Here is a 16,659-nt window from a genome sequence, read left to right on the forward strand (position 1 = left end):
CTGACTTAATGACTCCTCGGCTCGGCTTTGCCTCTTAACGTACCGAGAGCAAAGTTTAAAATCAGTGCTAGGACGAGTAGCACTAGTCCCAGTGCAATCGCTTGTGCAAAGTCACCTTTACTGGTTTCTAAGGCGATAGCGGTTGGAATGTTACGTGTCACCCCCGCGATGTTGCCGCCGACCATCATCGAACAACCAATTTCAGTCAAAATACGACTAAACGCGGCAACAATGGCTAATAATAGTGGAACTTTAAGCTCTCTGCAGACTGCCCATATCGCACTTAATGCTGGCGCGCCTAAGGTGCGAGAGGTTTCCCATGCCCTGCGGTCAACACTAGTAAAGGCGGCTTGGCTCATGGCGACAAGTACCGGGGCGCAGATAAGCATCTGGCCAAGAATCATACCTTTCTGAGTAAACAGCCATTTCAGATCCCCTAAAGGTCCCATACGGGTCAGTAGCAGATACACCAGTAGGCCTATCACAACCGTAGGAATGGATTGTAGGGTTTGAATAAGATTGGTGACTAACCAGCGGCCAGGGAAGCGAGTAAAGGCCAATAGAAAGCCCAGCACCATAGAAGGCAGCAGCGTGATCGCTAAAGCCGCAAATGATACTGAAAAAGAGACGGAGATAATGGACCACACTTCGGGGTCCAATGAAAACAGCAGGCTTAATGCCTGCTGTATTAGGGCTAACCAGCCTTCATTCATTCGCTATATGTTGCCTTGAACAATTGTTCTCCCTGAACCTTATAGTTATTGATCATGCCTTGCGCTTCAGCGCCGATCAGCCAGTCGCTCAATGCTTTAGCACCTTTGTGGTTTAGCGTTGGGTACTTGCTTTCACTGATAAGTATGATTTGATAAGGGTTAGCTAGTGCTTTACCGCCATCAAAATCTACTGCTAGATCTATTTTACCTGAATAAGCAACGAAAGTGCCACGGTCAGATAGCGTATAAGCTTCTAATTCGCTAGCCATAAGTAGAGTCTTGCCCATACCTTGACCAACAGCTGTGTAGCCTTTGAAGTCTGGAGTGATGTTAGCGTTTTTCCAGATGAGTAGTTCTTTCATGTTGGTGCCAGAGTTGTCACCACGTGAAATGAAAGGTACGCCAGATTTTTCGATTTTAGCAAAAGCTTCTTCAGCTGTTTTGCTCGAACGGATTTTAGCTGGATCGTTCTTTGGGCCTAGAATAACGAAATCATTTTCCATGATACCGCGAGGTAGACGGCCGTAACCTTCTTCAACAAACTTAGCTTCAGCACCTGGAGCGTGAGTCATAACAACATCAACGTCACCTTGGCGAGCTAGCTTAAGCGCCTTACCTGTACCCGTTGCGATAACTTGTACTTGGTAGCCTGTTTCAGCTTCAAACTTTGGCAGTAGGTTCTTTAGTAGGCCTGAGTTTTCAGTACTTGTTGTTGTCGCAAGTTTGATAACTTCGTTAGCTTGGGCTGGCATACCAACAACTAGCGCAGCGGTAACCGCAAGACCAATAACGCGTTTAAGGTTTAGCATTTTTACTCCTTGGAAAAAATAAAATAGGCCACTCGATACCTGAGCACCTGTTTAAAAATAGAATTCAGTGCTCATGAAAAGCAAGTTTGATGCCAGCCTTTAATTTGGTTATTTCAGTTCACATTTGTAACGCTTGTGTGATCCTTGTCCCATGAATGATAAAAAAAGCGCAGACATTATGTCCCAAGGTCGCGATTACATGGTTCATAGTGACCTATTTAGACGGGTTCGGTGATAGACTTGTCCCATAATGAGTCAAAATGTCCCTCCATCAGACAGGGTGGGACAGAGAATGAATAATATGAAGCCACTTCCTTCTGCTGTATCTGTATTGATTGTCGATGATGAACCGGGCATGCGCAGCTTTTTAAAGAAAGCGTTAGCGAAGAAATTTGCCTTAGTTGAAACCGCTTCGAGTGTTGAAGATGCGGAGCAACTGCGTTCTCGTTGTCATTTTGATCTGCTTATTGTCGATATTCGTCTTCCCGGTCGCTCAGGAATCGAGTGGCATGAGGCGCTAAACGATCAAGAGAGGCGCTCAGATATCATCTTTATGACAGGCTATGCCGATATGGATGTGGCGATAAAAGCGCTGCGTGCTGGTGCGTCTGATTTTATTATGAAGCCGTTCCATCTCGAACAGATGATGAAGGCGGTCGACCGCTGTATTGAGCGTCGCTTGTTGAAGCGTGAGAACTTGATGCTACGCCGTGAGGTGTCATTCAATCAGTCCTCGACCATTATTGGCCAGAGTGATGCCATGACCGAAGTGAAGCATGTGATCGAGCGTGTAGCGCCGACCAATGCGGTGGTCTTGATTGAGGGGGAATCTGGCACAGGTAAAGAGCTGGTGGCCAGACAACTGCATATTCTCAGTGGTCGACAAGGTCCCTTTGTGCCAGTTAACTGTGGTGCAATTGCGCCAGAATTATTAGAGAGTGAACTATTCGGTCATTCGGCAGGATCTTTCACTGGCGCTAAGGGTAACCGAGAAGGTCTATTTAGTTTCGCCTCTGGCGGCACCATCTTCCTCGATGAAATTGGTGAGATGCCGCTGAAGATGCAGACCGCTTTGCTGCGTGTGCTCGAGCAGCGCACCATTCGTCCTGTGGGCAGCGAGAAAGAGATCAATATTGATGTGCGCGTATTGGCGGCGACGAACCGTAAACTGTCGGAAGAGGTCGAAGCGGGTAACTTTAGGCGTGATCTCTATTATCGCCTCAACGTGCTCGATATCGTGATCCCACCTCTGCGTGAACGCCCTGAAGATATTGTTGAGCTAACTCATCACTTTACCTGCCAGTTAGCGGCAGAACTTGGCGTAAAAGAGGTCGTTTGGAGTCATGAAGATCTATTAAAGCTGCAGCAACATGAATGGCCAGGTAATATCCGAGAGCTGCGAAATATGATTGAACGCTGTATCCTACTGGGCAAACCACCTGCCGAGTACTGGAAAGTGCAGCCAAAGACCGAAGCGGTCGGTGAGTCAGGTTATCCGCTACAGTGGGCGCTAAAAGATGTCGAGCGTGACCATGTGACTCGCGTCGTTGACATGCATGGTGGTAATAAATCTGCCGCGGCAAGGGATCTTGGTGTATCACGCAAGACTCTAGATCGTAAGTATAAAGAGTGGTTTGGCGGCGAAGCCGACAGAGAAGAATAATAACAGTAAGATAATTCTTGGGGAGTTTAGGTGTCTTTTTTTTCCAATATGTTTGGTGTTAGTTGGCAGCAGATGCAGGCGAAGGTTCGCTATCGTATCTTGATTCTGACCTTGTTGCCTATTTTGCTAACCCTTGTAAGTTTGGTTTTTATTACCATCTATTGGAATATAAGCTACACGGGCAAACAGCTATTTATGAAGGTCAAAGCCGATTTGACTGTGGCAAATAGCACCCTAGTGACCGTGCAAACAAACCAAGAGAATCAGCTAGAGTTAGTGATGGAGTCTTGGCAATTCCAGAATGACTTTAGGCAATTAGGCAATGACTCGAGCGAACAGCGAGAGAACTTACAGACAGTACTAGATCAGGCGAAGAAAGACCTTAATTTGGACTTTTTACGTTTAGTTAGTGTGTCTGAGGCCGCAGCCGATCCCGATCTAAGGCAGATGTTGCCACATATCGAAGGGCTTGCGCCGTTTTCTGGGCTAATGGTGCTCGAGCCAAGTCGTTTATCTCGCATCGATCCGGCGCTAGCCGAACGAGCCGAGGTGAGCGTAATAAAGACCATGCGGGCGCAAGAACCGAGTAAAACGGAAGAGAAGCGTGGCCTGTTAAGTCGTAGTCTATTTCCCGTTGCCGATATGAATGGTAACGTTGCTTGGTACTTAGATGGCGGCATCATGCTTAACCGTGATACCCGCATCGTCGACCATATTCGTGATCTCGTGTACGACAAGGGGACTCTACCTGAGCGCTCAATCGGTACCGTGACGATCTTCCTCGATAATATTCGTATTAGCACTAACGTGCCACTGCACTTCTTCCCACAAGGTGATGATCAGCAAGGCCGTGCCTTAGGTAGCTTAGTATCGGAGGAGGTGCGTGAAAAGGTGCTTATTCAAGGACTATTATGGGTCGATAGGGCTTTTGTTTTTAACGACTGGTTTATCTCTGCCTACTCACCACTTGAAGATATTAACGGTAAGCGTATCGGTATGATCTATACCGGTTTTTCTGAGTCACCCTTTATCCATAACTACTTACTCAATATTATTGAGCTCGGTACTATCTTGATGCTGGTGTTGCTGGTATCGGGTTGGTTGGTATACCGTGGTGCCTATAGCCTATTGCAGCCGATTGAACGTATTCATCATGTGGTAAAAGCGGTGCAATCGGGACGCAACTTACGCATAGGTTCACTAGGGTTAGATAGCGACAATGAGCTTTCTAATCTTGCTGAACAGTTTGATCGCATGCTGGATCTATTGCAGCGGCGTAATACTCAGATCCAAGCAGCAGCCGAGCAGTTAGAGGTCAAGGTTGAGGAGCGTACTCGTAGCCTGCAGGAGAAGACCGAAGAGCTACAAGCTAACGTTGCGCTGTTGAATGAAACAAGGCAGCAGTTGGTGATTAACGAGAAGCTAACCGCGTTAGGTGAACTTACTGCCGGTATTGCTCACGAGATCAATAACCCAACGGCGGTGATCCTGGGCAATATGGAATTGCTTAAATATGAACTAGGCGATAGAGCCGAGGATGTTGAAGAAGAGATCGAGTTGGTTATTCAGCAGGTGGGTCGGATCAGCACCATTATTCGTAGTCTTCTGCAGTACAGCCGTCCGGGCGAATTTAATGCACCGCTTGAGATGCACCAGATCACACCGATTATCGAAGAGATGTTGGTACTGGTTAGACACTCGATTCAAAAGCAGCAGGTGGTGCTCAACCAAGAGCTTAACGCCAGCTATCCTATTCAAGTCAATCGTCCTCAGCTACTACAGGTATTGATTAACCTAGTAGTTAACGCAGCTCACGCAATGAATGGTAAGGGACAGATCTGGATCCGTACTTATGACTGGGTGCAACATGGTGAGCCGATCGGGGTTAAGATTGAGGTTGAAGATGAAGGTAAGGGGATCCCAGAAGAGGAGCTTAACCGCATTTTCGATCCGTTTTTCACCACTCGTAAGGACGGTACTGGCCTAGGATTATCGCTTAGCTACGGTATTATTAAGCGTATCGGGGGCACTATTGAGGTGAACTCTACGGTAGGTAAGGGCAGCCTATTTACCATCGGCTTATACCATAAGGCTATCGAAGATCAGAGCAATACGCCTTACGAAGGTTTGCAATTTAGCGGTAAGCACAATGATATGTCAAAAGACTAGTCACTGATTGGTATTCAATAAAGCAAACTGAGTGTGGGCAGTGCTGAATAGCTTGCCCATTCGCTGCTTCTAATCTCTTCTCTATTTCTCAAGATAGTCATTGAATTTCAGGCAAAAAATAGCCGAGATAGTATCTCGGCCAAAAGAGTGTGTGAGCAATGTCGTGCTTTGCATAAAACAGACTCTAACTTGCAGGAGATGAGATGCCTTTAAGTTACTTACGAGTTCTTGAATGCGTGTGAATAGTAATCATTATCATTTGCGGTTGCAAGTATATACAGTAAAAAAAGTGCTACTTTTTGCTATAAATTAATTATTTGCATTAAAAACAGGGTATTACGTTTGCCTGTTTACATGGTAAACCCGGCTTGCAAGTTGAAATATGACTTAGTGTGAATTTAAGACAAAAAAAAGCCAGGATAAAATCCTGGCCACTTAAGAGTGTGTGAGCAATGTCGTGCTGTAATACCAATAATAATTTAAGACTATCATTGGCATAAAAAACTCATTTAACAAATCGAGATGATGAGAACTTTATTTGTTAACCCGAGTTTTGGAACGCAAGTTAACAATAATCATTCTCATTTGGGTTTGCAAGTTTTATTACACGATTTTAGTAAATTTACTCACCTTGGTTAATCTCATACAAATATCAGTGCTAGAACTGTTTCTGTAAGTGCAGCTTATTCTGACTGTGATTTTGTGCATCGTTGATCATCGCGGTGATCTGATATTTGCTACTGATAAGCATGTTCAACATTGCTGGAAAGCAGTTACGAGTCTTAACATCGATACGTTGGTAGCCTTGCTCTTTAGCCCATTTCTCTTGGTATTCAAGTAGACTCTTAGCTAAACCTAGGCCACGGAAATCCGGTGTAACACCACCTAACCAGCTGTAAAACACCTGATCGTCTGTCTGATAGCCAAGCTTAAAGCCTGCAATCTCACCCTCTACTCTTGCGATAAGCAATAATGCTGGGCCTGCGAGTAAGCGTGTAGCGATCTCTTGGCTAGCATAGCCTTGCTCGAATTCAGGAATGCTTGCATAGCTTGTTTGGATCAGTTCGAGGACTTCTGGGGTGAACTCGGTAACAGCTTCAATTTCAATGGTGTACATTTTAATTTCTCAATAACTTCGCCAGTTCACCCTGTGATACAGCCAAACCAATAGGCTTAAAGGTGAACGAATTGGCGAAATTATAACAGGTCAGTCCAGTAGTTGTTAAGCTTTAAATGGCTGTTTCACGCGCACTGTTGTGTAAGATCTTATCTTGTAAGAACTTTAATAACAGGCCATAGGCAGGTAAAAATAGGCCTAAGCTCACTATCAATTTGAAACCGTAGTCAACGGTGGCGATTTCAGGCCAGTGTGTTGCCATAAACTCGTCTGTTGAAGCGTAGAAGGCTAGACCAAAGAACACGATCGTATCTATCAGGTTACCGACTATGGTTGATGCAGAAGGAGCAACCCACCAAGATTTGGTTTCTCTGAGCTTGGCAAATACAAAGATATCCATCAGCTGGCCAACCAAGTATGCCGCGAAGCTAGCGAAAGCAATTCGGAACACAAAACTGTTGAACTCCAGCAGGGCCTCGGCGCCTTGGAAGCTTCCTTGGTGGAACACTACCCCCATCAAATAAGAGATGATCAGTGCCGGTAACATGGCGAGGAAGATAATTTTTCTTGCTGCTTGCTGGCCGAATATTCGCACCGTTAGATCTGTGGCTAGATAGACAAATGGAAAGCTAAATGCGCCCCATGTGGTATGGAAGCCAAATATCTGAAAGGGAAGTTGTACAAGGTAGTTACTCGCACAAATAATAACAATATGAAAGCCTGCTAATAGCAGTAATGCACGGCGAACCTGTGCAGGGGTCAACATCAACATCTTGTGGCCTTTTTAAGTAAATCGGGCGGGGTTAGGGAACCCGCAATAGCAAACATCGCTATAATTTTACAATTTTTGGTTAAACAAAGTGGTTCGTCCCCTACTTAATATAGGGGCGCAAATTATAGAGCAGTTTTTTATTTGAGCAAGTGCAAATCTCAGCACGCAGAGTAATTTTTGCGTGCTGAGCTTGATGGGTATAGGTTAGGGAGTGTTATAGCTCAGTCAAGATAGACAAAATCGTGGTGAGCTTGTTTTCTAACTCGGTCCACTCTTTATCGGCTTCAGAGCCCGCCACTATGCCTGCGCCAGCAAATAGATTGATACGACCGGGCTCAATTAGCGCGCTACGAATCGCGACGGCGAATTCGCTTTCATACTTATTGAAATAACCACAAGCACCAGCATACCAGCCTCTAGCATAGCCTTCCTGCTGACGAATAAAGTTCATTGCCGACTCTTTTGGCAGGCCGCCAACCGCTGGTGTTGGGTGCAGTGCCTGAATAACCTGAAAGTCACTCACACCGGGCTTGAGTTCGGCACGAATAGAACGGTGCAGATGCTGAATATGGCTCAGTTTAAATACCGTTGGTGTCTCGTCGGCACCCACATAGTTGCTAAGGGGGTTGAGCACATCAACAATATGCTGTCTAACTAGCTGATTTTCGTGGCTGTTCTTCGTATCATCCAGCAGTGCTTGCGCCAATGCTTTATCTTCTTCCTGATTTAGGCCACGAACCGTAGTGCCTGCAAGCGCCTCGGTAAACAACTCTCTCTGGCGGCGGCGATACAAGCGTTCCGGCGTGCAGGAGATAAAGGTACTTTCAGGACTAAACTGAAAACCAAATTGAAAACTGTTTGGATTACGCCCCTGCCAGCAGGCAAGTAGCATCCAAGGGTCCACCTCTTCATTGATCTCAAGCTGAGTCAGTCTAGATAGCACAACCTTAGGGGTATCTTCGATAAACTTCGGATGGGTCACCCGGTTGACTAGCTCGCTCCAGCGATATTTATCGGGTCTATCACTACGTCCCATGAGTGCCACTTTGTTAGGCGGGGTGAGCGGCTTGGGTGGATCTAATTTCTGTAGTGATAGTAGAGCATTATCAATCTCTTCAGCGAAGCAATTCTCGCTAAAGTTGAGATTAACTAGCAGTCTATATTCATTGCCACTGCGACGCAGTTCTATGCGTGGTAGCACAAAATGAGCCTTGCCAAACTCTGGCCAGCCTTCATTCTTGCGATCGAAAGCGACACCACCGTAATAGCGGATCTCTTGATTGCTGGTCAATGCGCGCTGTTTTTGATATTCAGCTGCAAGTTCGATGTCATCGACATCTTCACCGAAGTAAAAGTCTTTACTGCAGCCGATGGCGGCGACCTCTTCTTCGGTATCGCGTCCCTTCCAATAGACTCTCGGGTAGGTTGTTTGTGCCGCTAACCAGGCTATAACTGGGATCGGCGAAACGACAACAGACAGCTGTGCAATTGGGTCGCTGTTTGGTTGGAGAGTAAAGGATTTGATTTTGTCGGTTAAAGACTTAATAGCTTGAGGCAGCAGGGGGATGGTCAATAAATACTCCAAACAAATATCATAAGGGCTTGCTTAGAGGTAGCCGCCTCTAACCGGGATACACCCAACGCACTATTGGTAATAAGAATCTTTACCACAAAGTAATAGTCTGAACATACAGTGTCAAGTCGATTGCTCTGCCTGTGTGAACTGTCACTGACTATTTTATCGACATGCTTTAGATTTGCTCAGAAAGCTAATCAATATCGACCGAGTAAATAACGGTTTGTTGAAATCAAAGGTCAATGTGAGTTTTTAAATATGTGATATCTATGACCCCTTTTGTCCCTTAGGTATAAAAGGTGGGTCAATCTGTCTGTCTCTTGTAGTCGTTCCTTTCCTGAATGTTCAAATTAGTCGATCTAAGTTTGTTTTATGATCTTATTTGCTTGAGTGATAAGCGGTGCTTTTTAAAAATACCGCAAATTATATCGTTAGGATGATGAGATTCGATGAAAAAACAACAAAAAGTGCTGAAAGTATCCACATTAGCATTAGCAATGACTCTGGCCTACCAAGCTCAAGCTGATGACCTAGAAAGAGACCCTATTCTTAATGTAACCGAGGTGATTGTAGTACAGGGTGAACGTGCTTCAGTGACTGAAGCGGCAACCACTCATTGGAGCCTAGATGAGGAGATGATCAAGGCTTCTGGGGCCCAGACTCTAGATCAAATCCTCAGAAATGTGCCAGGGATCTATGTCAGAACGGGTGGTCAAGGTACTCCACGAGTCGATATCCGTGGTTTTAAGGCTCGTCATGTGATCTATCTGATCAATGGTGTACCAGCAAACGATGCCGAAGATGGTCAATTTGATCCAAGCTTAATTCCAACGGCACAAGTTGCTTCTATCGAAGTTTCTGTCGGTCCATCATCAGTTCTCTATGGGCCAGGCGGTGCGGGTGGTGTGATTAATATCATCACTAAGCAGGGCGATAACGCACCTGCTATCTCTGGTCGTTTAGAGGCGGCAAAGGATAATACCTTTAACGGTGATATTAGCGCCGCAGGCAGCGGCGATAACTGGCAAGGCCTAGTGAACTACTCGCGTCAACAGACCGATGGCTGGCCTATGTCTAGCGACTACAAAGACACCGAATATCAGCAAGGTGATGTGCGTGAAAATGCCGATAAGACTCTGAATAACTTCTACGCCCAAGGTAGCTACCTGATTAACGACAATACTCAGTTGATGGCCAACATGAGTATCCGTGATGGTGATTGGGGCAAGCCAAGCCGTGATGGACGTGGTACTGGTAGTGTTAAGTTTGAGCGTGTCGATGACTACCAAGCAAAAACCTTCCAATTAGGTGTTGCCCATAAATTCAATGAGATGTTTACCTTGCGTGGTTTTGGTTACCACAACCAAAGTGATGTATTAGAGACTCAGTATAAAGACAAAACCTATCAAGCCATTAAGGCTCAGCAAGATGGCCGCTCTACCGTTCAAGGCGCTAACTTACAGTTTATCTCTGACTTAGATGATGCAGGACTATTGACCACGGCAGTGATCGCCGAGAAGCAAAGCTGGGAATCATATGCCATAACGTCAAATGAAGCTGCTGCTTATAGTGGTGGTAACGGCAGCGGTGGCGGTACTGGCGGTGGAACTGGTGGCGGTAGCGGAGGTGGAACTGGTGGCGGTAGCGGAGGTGGTTCTGGTGGTGGCAACGGCGGTGGTACTGGTGGCGGTAACGGCGGTGGTACTGGTGGCGGTAACGGCGGTGATACTGGTGGCGAAAGCGGCGGTGGTACTGGCGGTGGCAGTGGCGGTGGTTCTGGCGGTGGCAACGGTGGTGGCAACGGCGATGGTAACTTCGACGATTCATCTTGGTTGTATACCGCAGCTTTGGAATACCAATATCAAGGGCATAACTACGGTGTAACCCTAGGTGGTGCTTTCCACGATCAAGACCGTCTCAATGAGTCTGAAAACGACTATTCGGGTCAGCTATCGGGTTACTGGCAAGCGCTAGAAGATACGCGCATTAATATGGGCGTTGCTCGTAAGGTACGTTTCCCATCGATGCGTAATCTGTATGCACAATCTTCAGGTAACGCCGAACTGCAGGCTGAGACATCGCAGCACTATGAGCTTGGACTACTGCAGCAGCTTGGTCACTCAACCGAGTTGAATGTAGCGGGTTATTACACCGATGCCGAAGACTATATTGCTAAAGATCTCGATGGCGTGTACCAGAACATGGGTCGCTACGGCTTTAAAGGTGTCGATGTTCAGCTTGAAAATAACAGCTTCGATAACCTGTCGATGACGGTATCTTACAGTTTCTTAGATACTGAAGATAAGAGCGCTGAAGAGGCTATGCAGACCTTGGAATACCGCCCTAAGCATCAGGTTCGTTTCCAGGCTGAGTATGTATTGCCATTTGAGATGCGAGTTAACTTAAATGTTGAGCGCATCATGGATCAGGTGTACTACGCACAGCAGAAAATCGGTGGCAACAAAGTCTTGGTTGAGCAGTCGCTAGAAGACTACACCTTAGTAGATCTTAACTTAGTGCAGCCGCTAATGGGCGATAAGTTAGAGCTATACCTGAGAGCAACCAACCTACTCGACGAAAACTACGACCAGAGTGAAGCCTTACCACAGGCTGGTCGTCAGGTGTTTGTCGGTATTAACTGGCAGATCTAGTTTCGTCGGGGGATATTATGAAACTCATAGCGCTAGAAGGGATTCATTTTGGCTATGGCTCGAACCAAAGCGAGATCTTGGATGATCTCAATTTGGTTGTTAATTCGGGTGAATGCCACTGCATTAACGGTCCAACGGGGTGTGGTAAATCGAGCCTGTTGCACCTACTCGCTGGTGGGCTATCTCGGCCTTATGAGGGGGACGTATACCGGAGCCCCTCATTGTTGGTCGGTTTAGTCATGCAAGACCCCAATGTACAGATTTTACGTCAAACAGTGGGGGCTGAAATTGCCTTTGCCTTAGAGAACTTAGGTGTTGATGCCGATCTCATGATTGAAAAGGTGCAGCAGTCACTAAGGCGAGTCGGACTGTATATCAGTCTTGATACCCCGGTAGAGATACTGTCACTAGGGCAAAAATATCGCTTAATGATGGCGGCACAGTTGGTGTTCAAACCCACCCTGTTACTGCTAGATGAACCTTGGGCACAGCTCGATGACAGTGGCGTACGTGAATTGCAGAGTGTCTTAGCGTCCCTGCTTGATGACGGCGTAGCAATTGTCATGGTCGAACATAATCCCAGTGCATTCGCTAGCTTAGTTAATTACCTATGGCGGTTAGAAGAGGGCGCTTTGAAGGTTGGCTCAGATGAGCTACTGAAAACTGTTGTAGATAAACAAAGCCTTATAAAGATTAAGCGTGAGACTCGTATTCATAGTGGAGAGAGCCTAGTTACCATTCAGCCTCTACATTTCCGCTTTATCGAGCAAGAACGCCTATTCGACTGTGTTGAGACCCTGTCTCTGTATAGCGGCGAGATTGTGGCTCTGGTGGGTGATAACGGTGCAGGTAAGAGTAGCTTACTGAAAACCCTTGCGGGAATTCAGGCTAATATCCCGAGTTTTCCTATCTCGGTATTGGGTAAGCGGCCGAAATTAGGTATTTATGGCGCAGAGCTAGGTCTGCTAATGCAGCGCCCAAATCGTCAGCTATTTGAGCAAAGCGTGCTGGCTGAGCTGCAGTTTAGTCTGAAGCGTTTCAAACAACCGCTATCTCGGGCTGAACAGATGCTACAAAAGTTGGAAATGACCCATTTAGCTCATTGCTCACCGCATAAGTTGTCCTATGGTCAGCAACATACGATCGCCTTAGCTTCGCTGGTATGTCTGCAACCTAGAGTCTTGCTGCTCGATGATCCCTTTGCCGGATTGGATCGACAGCACGTGCACAAGGTGGTGCAATTGCTACAACAGTTGAGTGCTCTTGGCTGTGCGATCTTACTGACCAGTCACCGAGAGCTGCCGTTTTTGGAGGTGGATCGTTACTGGCTGATTGACTCTGGGCAATTAAGGGATGGCGCCCGCGTGATAGAGCAAGCGAATGTTGGCTAAGCACGGCGCACATCGTAGGGCCGATAAACATGCTGGCTCACTGTTAAGTGCGACTCAATATTGCGCCTTAGCGCTGTTGCTGAGTCTGGTGTTATCCAGTAGTGCCTTTTTTCTACCGAGCAGCGCCTTAGGCGCACTGATCGCCATCGACCTGTTATTGGTCATTCATGGTTTATACCTAAAGAACAAAATCACCGCCCTGCTGAAAGTTGGGGCCGCGCAATTAGCCCTGACTCTGCCGCTTTACTATCTGTTACACGGTGAAGCTCAGCTGCTTGATGGAGTTATCGTCGTGTTGCGTGTGTTTCTCGCCATGCTACCGGGGTGGTGGCTGTCGAGTACCCAAAGCCCCGAGCGGCTCGGAGAAGTACTGAGTTGGGGGCTCCCAGCAAAGTGGGCCTTCGTTATCGCAGCATCTATTGGCTTACTGCCCTATATGCTGCAGGAAACCAAAGAAATATATGCCATTCAGTGCCTGCGTGGAGCCAATATCACGCCTAAGGCGCTGAGAAATCCAAAGAATTGGCCAGAACTTGTCTATTGCGTGTTGTTACCCGTGTTGATCCAGCTGCTGAAGCTGTCAAAACAGATGGCAAAGGCAGCCAAGTTACGTCACTTCGGAAAAGTTAATAAGCCAACCCACTGGCCTTCATCAAGAGAGGATAAATGAAATCACCATTCGATCTACAAGACGCTCTATTTATAGGGTTTTGCGCTACCTTGCTGGTAGTTATAAAAAGCATGATGCGTCTCAAGCTTGGCTTGAGTGGTCACTCCATGTTTCTGATGACCTTCTTTTATCTGGTGTGTTACGGCGCGGTTGGTCGAGTCGGTGCCATCACTGCCTGTGGCTTCTTGGCTGGCCTCGTCGCCATGATGCTCAGTGTCGGTAAGGGGGGGCCACTTATTCTATTGAAGTTTGGTTTGCCTGCCTTGGCAATGGATATCGCTTTACTGCTGATGGCGGGACTATTTAGCCTACGTTGGCAGTGCATTATTTTAGGCTTGGTGGGCTGTCTTGCTTGGGCTGCTAAAGGCTGGATTGGTAACTTGCTGGCGGGGATGAGCACTCAGGTGGCATTAGTGCAGTTTGGCATTAGTTTTCTTCAAGGCGGCGTGTTTGCGATAGCGGCTGCGCTGTTAGTGCCGAGTGTGCTGCAGCGATTACATGCCCATGACTTGCTGCATCGAAGCCAGCTCGATAACGATAAATAGATTTGAATGCCAAATAGAATAAATAACAGATAAAGGGTAATTGATGAAAGCATGGTTAATATGTATTGATGATACAGATGATATTGGTACTAAGGGAACGGGGGAGATCGCCGAGGAGATTGCCGAAAAACTCACCTTATCTCAAGCGGAACTGCTCGACAGCAACTGTCCACGATTCGTGACCCGTCACCAGCTTTTTGTGCATCCCGACATTCCTTACACCTCCCACAACAGCGCTATGTGCTTTAAGGTTGAAACGGCATTGAGTTTCGATGAGATCAAGGCTATCTGCGTCGCTCATCTTAAGCAGGAGTCGGCAGCGGCGTCGGATCCGGGGCTCGCCATCTTAGATCTCGACTCCGATTACGATATTAAGCGTCTAATCGCTTTTGGCCAACAGGCCAAAGTCGAGGTGAAAACTAAGTCTCAGGCCTATGTACTTGCGAAAGAGCTGGCTATCGACCTGAGTGAGCATGGGGGCACGGGGCAAGGGGTCATTGGTGCATTGGCAGGCTTAGGTTTACGTCTAAGTGGTCAAGATGGCCGGGTAAAAGGGCAATTTAAACTCGTCAAGCGGCAGAGTGAGTCAGACGAAGTGCAGCTGTCTGTGGCGCAAGTGCTAGCTCTTACAGGTTTACAGGCGGTGATCAGCCTCGATGGCGAGATACTCGCTGACGAACAGCTGCTTAACCTCAGTGGCAAAATAAAGGCAGTCTATATCCAACACCAGTTTGCGCTATTGGTGAGTCAAGAAGATGGCCGCTGGTTGAATGCGACTAAGCAGCAGTTAAAGCCGTATTAGTTTTTACAGGATAAGGGATATAGGAGGGAGTATGCAGCAGTGGTTTACTCAGGTAGATGGTCTATGGCAGTTCAAGTTTGGCGTAGAAGACCATCCCTTCGCTCGTGAGGCTGCGGCAAGTTGCCAAGTATTTTTAAGTGATGATGAAGACGAACATACGGATAATGTTCTACGCTCTTGTTATAACTGTATGTACCGTCGTTGGCAGCCGAGCAGCTTCCAGTGTTATAAAAGCCGCGCTAAACCTTAGTACTAAGTGCGTTAACCATTTGTGGTTTTTATTGGCGTTTGCAGCTAATTTGTTGTGCATTAGCGTGCATTAATTAACTTTGTCTATGGTGATTTAACAGCGCTCGGAATAGAATAGCCAACTTCTCACAAAATATAAAAATGGCTCGGTGTAAACTGAGTCACTGCATAAAAGCACTGTGAAGAGTACAGTTGAATATTGTCACTGTAATTTAGGCTAGTCATCCGGGGACCTAAGAGATAATGGGTGATTCAATTGAATCAAGCAACTTAATAAAAATACCTGTCGCCAAATTGAAGGTGGGTATGTTTGTTGAGGCCATCGACAAAAATAAGAGTCTAGTTAACATCGCTAATGCCGGCCAAATTCGTAGCGCTGAGGCGATACTTAGGCTACATAAGAGTAATGTGACTCATGTGTGGGTCAATGGCGAGCGCTCGTTGCCGGAGTTAGGTTTGGGTAGGGTCGCATCTGCGCCTAAACCTGTGATAAGAAAAGTCAGTATTGAACGTGCCACGACTCAGAAGCAGGCAAAAGAGCTAATTGTCGAGGCTAAAGATCTCATCCAAAAAGTGCTGTCTGAAACATTTGAAGGTAAGGCCGTAGAGGTTGAGCCGTTCGAGGCGTTGGCTGACAGCATGATTGAGTCAGTTATGCTCGATGCCGATGCGCTAAAATGTGTTTCCGCTTTACGCTCCAAAGACGCCTACCTACTTGAGCACTCGATCAATGTTGCCTTCTTGCTAGTGACGTTCGGACGCTATCTGAACTTCGATGCTGACATGCTGCGACAAATCGCTATTGGTGGTATTTTACACGATATCGGTAAGATCAAGGTCGACAGTAAGATTTTGAATAAACCCGGTAAGTTAACCCCTGAAGAGTTTGAGCACGTGAAACTACATCAGACTTATGCGGTTGAGATCATGGGCCAAACTAAAGGCCTATCTCAGATCAGTAAAGATATCAGCTTGATGCACCATGAGAAACTCGATGGTAATGGTTATCCGCTAGGGTTAAAAGGTGAACAGATCCCGATTCATGGCCGTATGAGTTGTATTGTCGATATCTTCGATGCCCTGACTGCAACCCGTTGTTATAAAGAGGCGATGAGTCCGGCATCGGCATTTAAGATCTTACTGGGCATGACTCCAACTCATTTAGATCAAGGACTCGTCTACGAGTTTATCCGCTGTATTGGTGTCTATCCGGTTGGTTCATTAGTGCAGCTGTCCGATGGCCGCATCGGTATTGTCTGGGAAGCTAAGGGCCGAGATGTGCTGCATCCTAAGGTGAAGTGTTTCTATTCGGTGAAGCATAAATGCTACACCCAGGTGGAGATTGTCGATCTGCTCAGATCGCCACTGAATATCGAGAAGGGCGTATCGCCAAGTAGCCTAGAGATAGACCCCACGCCTTTTTACTAAATTTGTCTATTGATATAGCAAGCGCTGAGTCTAACTTAGCGCTTTTTTGTATCGCTATATTCGAGGTAAAGCAAAGAAGTTCTGCGGGGCTGGCTTTATGCTTT

14 protein-coding genes are annotated in these 16,659 nt (G+C 46.7%); 9 read left to right on the plus strand and 5 right to left on the minus strand.

What is annotated here, in order from left to right; genetic code table 11:
• Positions 1-5: 5 nt before the first annotated feature.
• The gene (locus JMA39_RS16415) at positions 6-713 is read right to left on the minus strand and encodes an ABC transporter permease (RefSeq protein WP_202722940.1); all 708 of its coding nucleotides are present in this window, start codon (positions 711-713) and stop codon (positions 6-8) included.
• Entirely contained in the window at positions 710-1,522 is an 813-nt protein-coding gene (locus tag JMA39_RS16420; protein WP_202722941.1) for a substrate-binding domain-containing protein, read from the minus strand. The genes JMA39_RS16415 and JMA39_RS16420 overlap by 4 nt, the downstream gene beginning before the upstream one ends.
• Before the next feature lie 280 nt (positions 1,523-1,802).
• Here JMA39_RS16420 and JMA39_RS16425 point away from each other — a divergent pair, with 280 nt between their 5' ends.
• Together JMA39_RS16425 and JMA39_RS16430 are read left to right on the plus strand one after the other, a co-directional pair.
• Positions 1,803-3,185, plus strand: coding sequence for a sigma-54-dependent transcriptional regulator (locus tag JMA39_RS16425; protein WP_202723044.1), 1,383 nt, complete (start codon positions 1,803-1,805; stop codon positions 3,183-3,185).
• 30 nt (positions 3,186-3,215) lie between these two features.
• Positions 3,216-5,354, plus strand: coding sequence for a sensor histidine kinase (locus JMA39_RS16430; protein WP_202722942.1), 2,139 nt, complete (start codon positions 3,216-3,218; stop codon positions 5,352-5,354).
• A 658-nt stretch (positions 5,355-6,012) separates the two neighbouring features.
• Here the strand turns inward: JMA39_RS16430 and JMA39_RS16435 are convergent.
• The 3 genes from JMA39_RS16435 to JMA39_RS16445 all read right to left on the minus strand — a co-directional run bounded on the left by JMA39_RS16435 (position 6,013) and on the right by JMA39_RS16445 (position 8,816).
• Positions 6,013-6,471: a GNAT family N-acetyltransferase gene (locus JMA39_RS16435; RefSeq protein WP_202722943.1), complete on the minus strand. Its 459-nt coding sequence runs from the start codon at positions 6,469-6,471 to the stop codon at positions 6,013-6,015.
• A gap of 112 nt (positions 6,472-6,583) precedes the next feature.
• Positions 6,584-7,243, minus strand: a complete 660-nt coding sequence (locus tag JMA39_RS16440) for a 7-cyano-7-deazaguanine/7-aminomethyl-7-deazaguanine transporter (protein WP_202722944.1) — start codon at positions 7,241-7,243, stop codon at positions 6,584-6,586.
• A gap of 214 nt (positions 7,244-7,457) precedes the next feature.
• Positions 7,458-8,816: an isochorismate synthase gene (locus JMA39_RS16445; RefSeq protein WP_202722945.1), complete on the minus strand. Its 1,359-nt coding sequence runs from the start codon at positions 8,814-8,816 to the stop codon at positions 7,458-7,460.
• Between the two features lie 452 nt (positions 8,817-9,268).
• Between JMA39_RS16445 and JMA39_RS16450 the strand changes: the two genes are divergently transcribed.
• The 7 genes from JMA39_RS16450 to JMA39_RS16480 all read left to right on the plus strand — a co-directional run bounded on the left by JMA39_RS16450 (position 9,269) and on the right by JMA39_RS16480 (position 16,555).
• Entirely contained in the window at positions 9,269-11,470 is a 2,202-nt protein-coding gene (locus tag JMA39_RS16450) for a TonB-dependent receptor plug domain-containing protein (protein ID WP_202722946.1), read from the plus strand.
• A gap of 17 nt (positions 11,471-11,487) precedes the next feature.
• On the plus strand, positions 11,488-12,861 hold the full coding sequence (locus JMA39_RS16455; RefSeq protein WP_202722947.1) for an ATP-binding cassette domain-containing protein: 1,374 nt from the start codon (positions 11,488-11,490) through the stop codon (positions 12,859-12,861).
• A complete protein-coding gene (locus JMA39_RS16460) occupies positions 12,851-13,531 on the plus strand; it encodes an energy-coupling factor transporter transmembrane component T (protein WP_202722948.1) in 681 nt (226 codons plus the stop codon). The genes JMA39_RS16455 and JMA39_RS16460 overlap by 11 nt, the downstream gene beginning before the upstream one ends.
• Positions 13,528-14,076, plus strand: a complete 549-nt coding sequence (locus JMA39_RS16465; protein ID WP_202722949.1) for a core component of ECF transporter — start codon at positions 13,528-13,530, stop codon at positions 14,074-14,076. The genes JMA39_RS16460 and JMA39_RS16465 overlap by 4 nt, the downstream gene beginning before the upstream one ends.
• A gap of 43 nt (positions 14,077-14,119) precedes the next feature.
• Complete coding sequence (locus JMA39_RS16470; protein WP_202722950.1) at positions 14,120-14,878, plus strand: DNA-binding protein; 759 nt, start codon at positions 14,120-14,122, stop codon at positions 14,876-14,878.
• Between the two features lie 31 nt (positions 14,879-14,909).
• A complete protein-coding gene (locus tag JMA39_RS16475) occupies positions 14,910-15,128 on the plus strand; it encodes a hypothetical protein (protein WP_202722951.1) in 219 nt (72 codons plus the stop codon).
• Positions 15,129-15,370: 242 nt separating this feature from the next.
• The gene (locus JMA39_RS16480; protein ID WP_202722952.1) at positions 15,371-16,555 is read left to right on the plus strand and encodes an HD-GYP domain-containing protein; all 1,185 of its coding nucleotides are present in this window, start codon (positions 15,371-15,373) and stop codon (positions 16,553-16,555) included.
• Positions 16,556-16,659 lie beyond the last annotated feature (104 nt).

Origin of the sequence: Shewanella schlegeliana (assembly GCF_016765635.1) — a bacterium.
Taxonomy (GTDB): domain Bacteria; phylum Pseudomonadota; class Gammaproteobacteria; order Enterobacterales; family Shewanellaceae; genus Shewanella; species Shewanella schlegeliana.

Excerpts from the sequence above, each read along its gene's own strand:
- JMA39_RS16415 (WP_202722940.1), bottom strand. The coding sequence starts at position 713 with ATGAATGAAGGCTGGTTAGCCCTAATACAGCAGGCATTAAGCCTGCTG.
- JMA39_RS16420 (WP_202722941.1), bottom strand. The coding sequence starts at position 1,522 with ATGCTAAACCTTAAACGCGTTATTGGTCTTGCGGTTACCGCTGCGCTA.
- JMA39_RS16435 (WP_202722943.1), bottom strand. The coding sequence starts at position 6,471 with ATGTACACCATTGAAATTGAAGCTGTTACCGAGTTCACCCCAGAAGTC.
- JMA39_RS16440 (WP_202722944.1), bottom strand. The coding sequence starts at position 7,243 with ATGTTGATGTTGACCCCTGCACAGGTTCGCCGTGCATTACTGCTATTA.
- JMA39_RS16450 (WP_202722946.1), top strand. The coding sequence starts at position 9,269 with ATGAAAAAACAACAAAAAGTGCTGAAAGTATCCACATTAGCATTAGCA.
- JMA39_RS16455 (WP_202722947.1), top strand. The coding sequence starts at position 11,488 with ATGAAACTCATAGCGCTAGAAGGGATTCATTTTGGCTATGGCTCGAAC.
- JMA39_RS16460 (WP_202722948.1), top strand. The coding sequence starts at position 12,851 with ATGTTGGCTAAGCACGGCGCACATCGTAGGGCCGATAAACATGCTGGC.
- JMA39_RS16465 (WP_202722949.1), top strand. The coding sequence starts at position 13,528 with ATGAAATCACCATTCGATCTACAAGACGCTCTATTTATAGGGTTTTGC.
- JMA39_RS16470 (WP_202722950.1), top strand. The coding sequence starts at position 14,120 with ATGAAAGCATGGTTAATATGTATTGATGATACAGATGATATTGGTACT.
- JMA39_RS16475 (WP_202722951.1), top strand. The coding sequence starts at position 14,910 with ATGCAGCAGTGGTTTACTCAGGTAGATGGTCTATGGCAGTTCAAGTTT.
- JMA39_RS16480 (WP_202722952.1), top strand. The coding sequence starts at position 15,371 with ATGGGTGATTCAATTGAATCAAGCAACTTAATAAAAATACCTGTCGCC.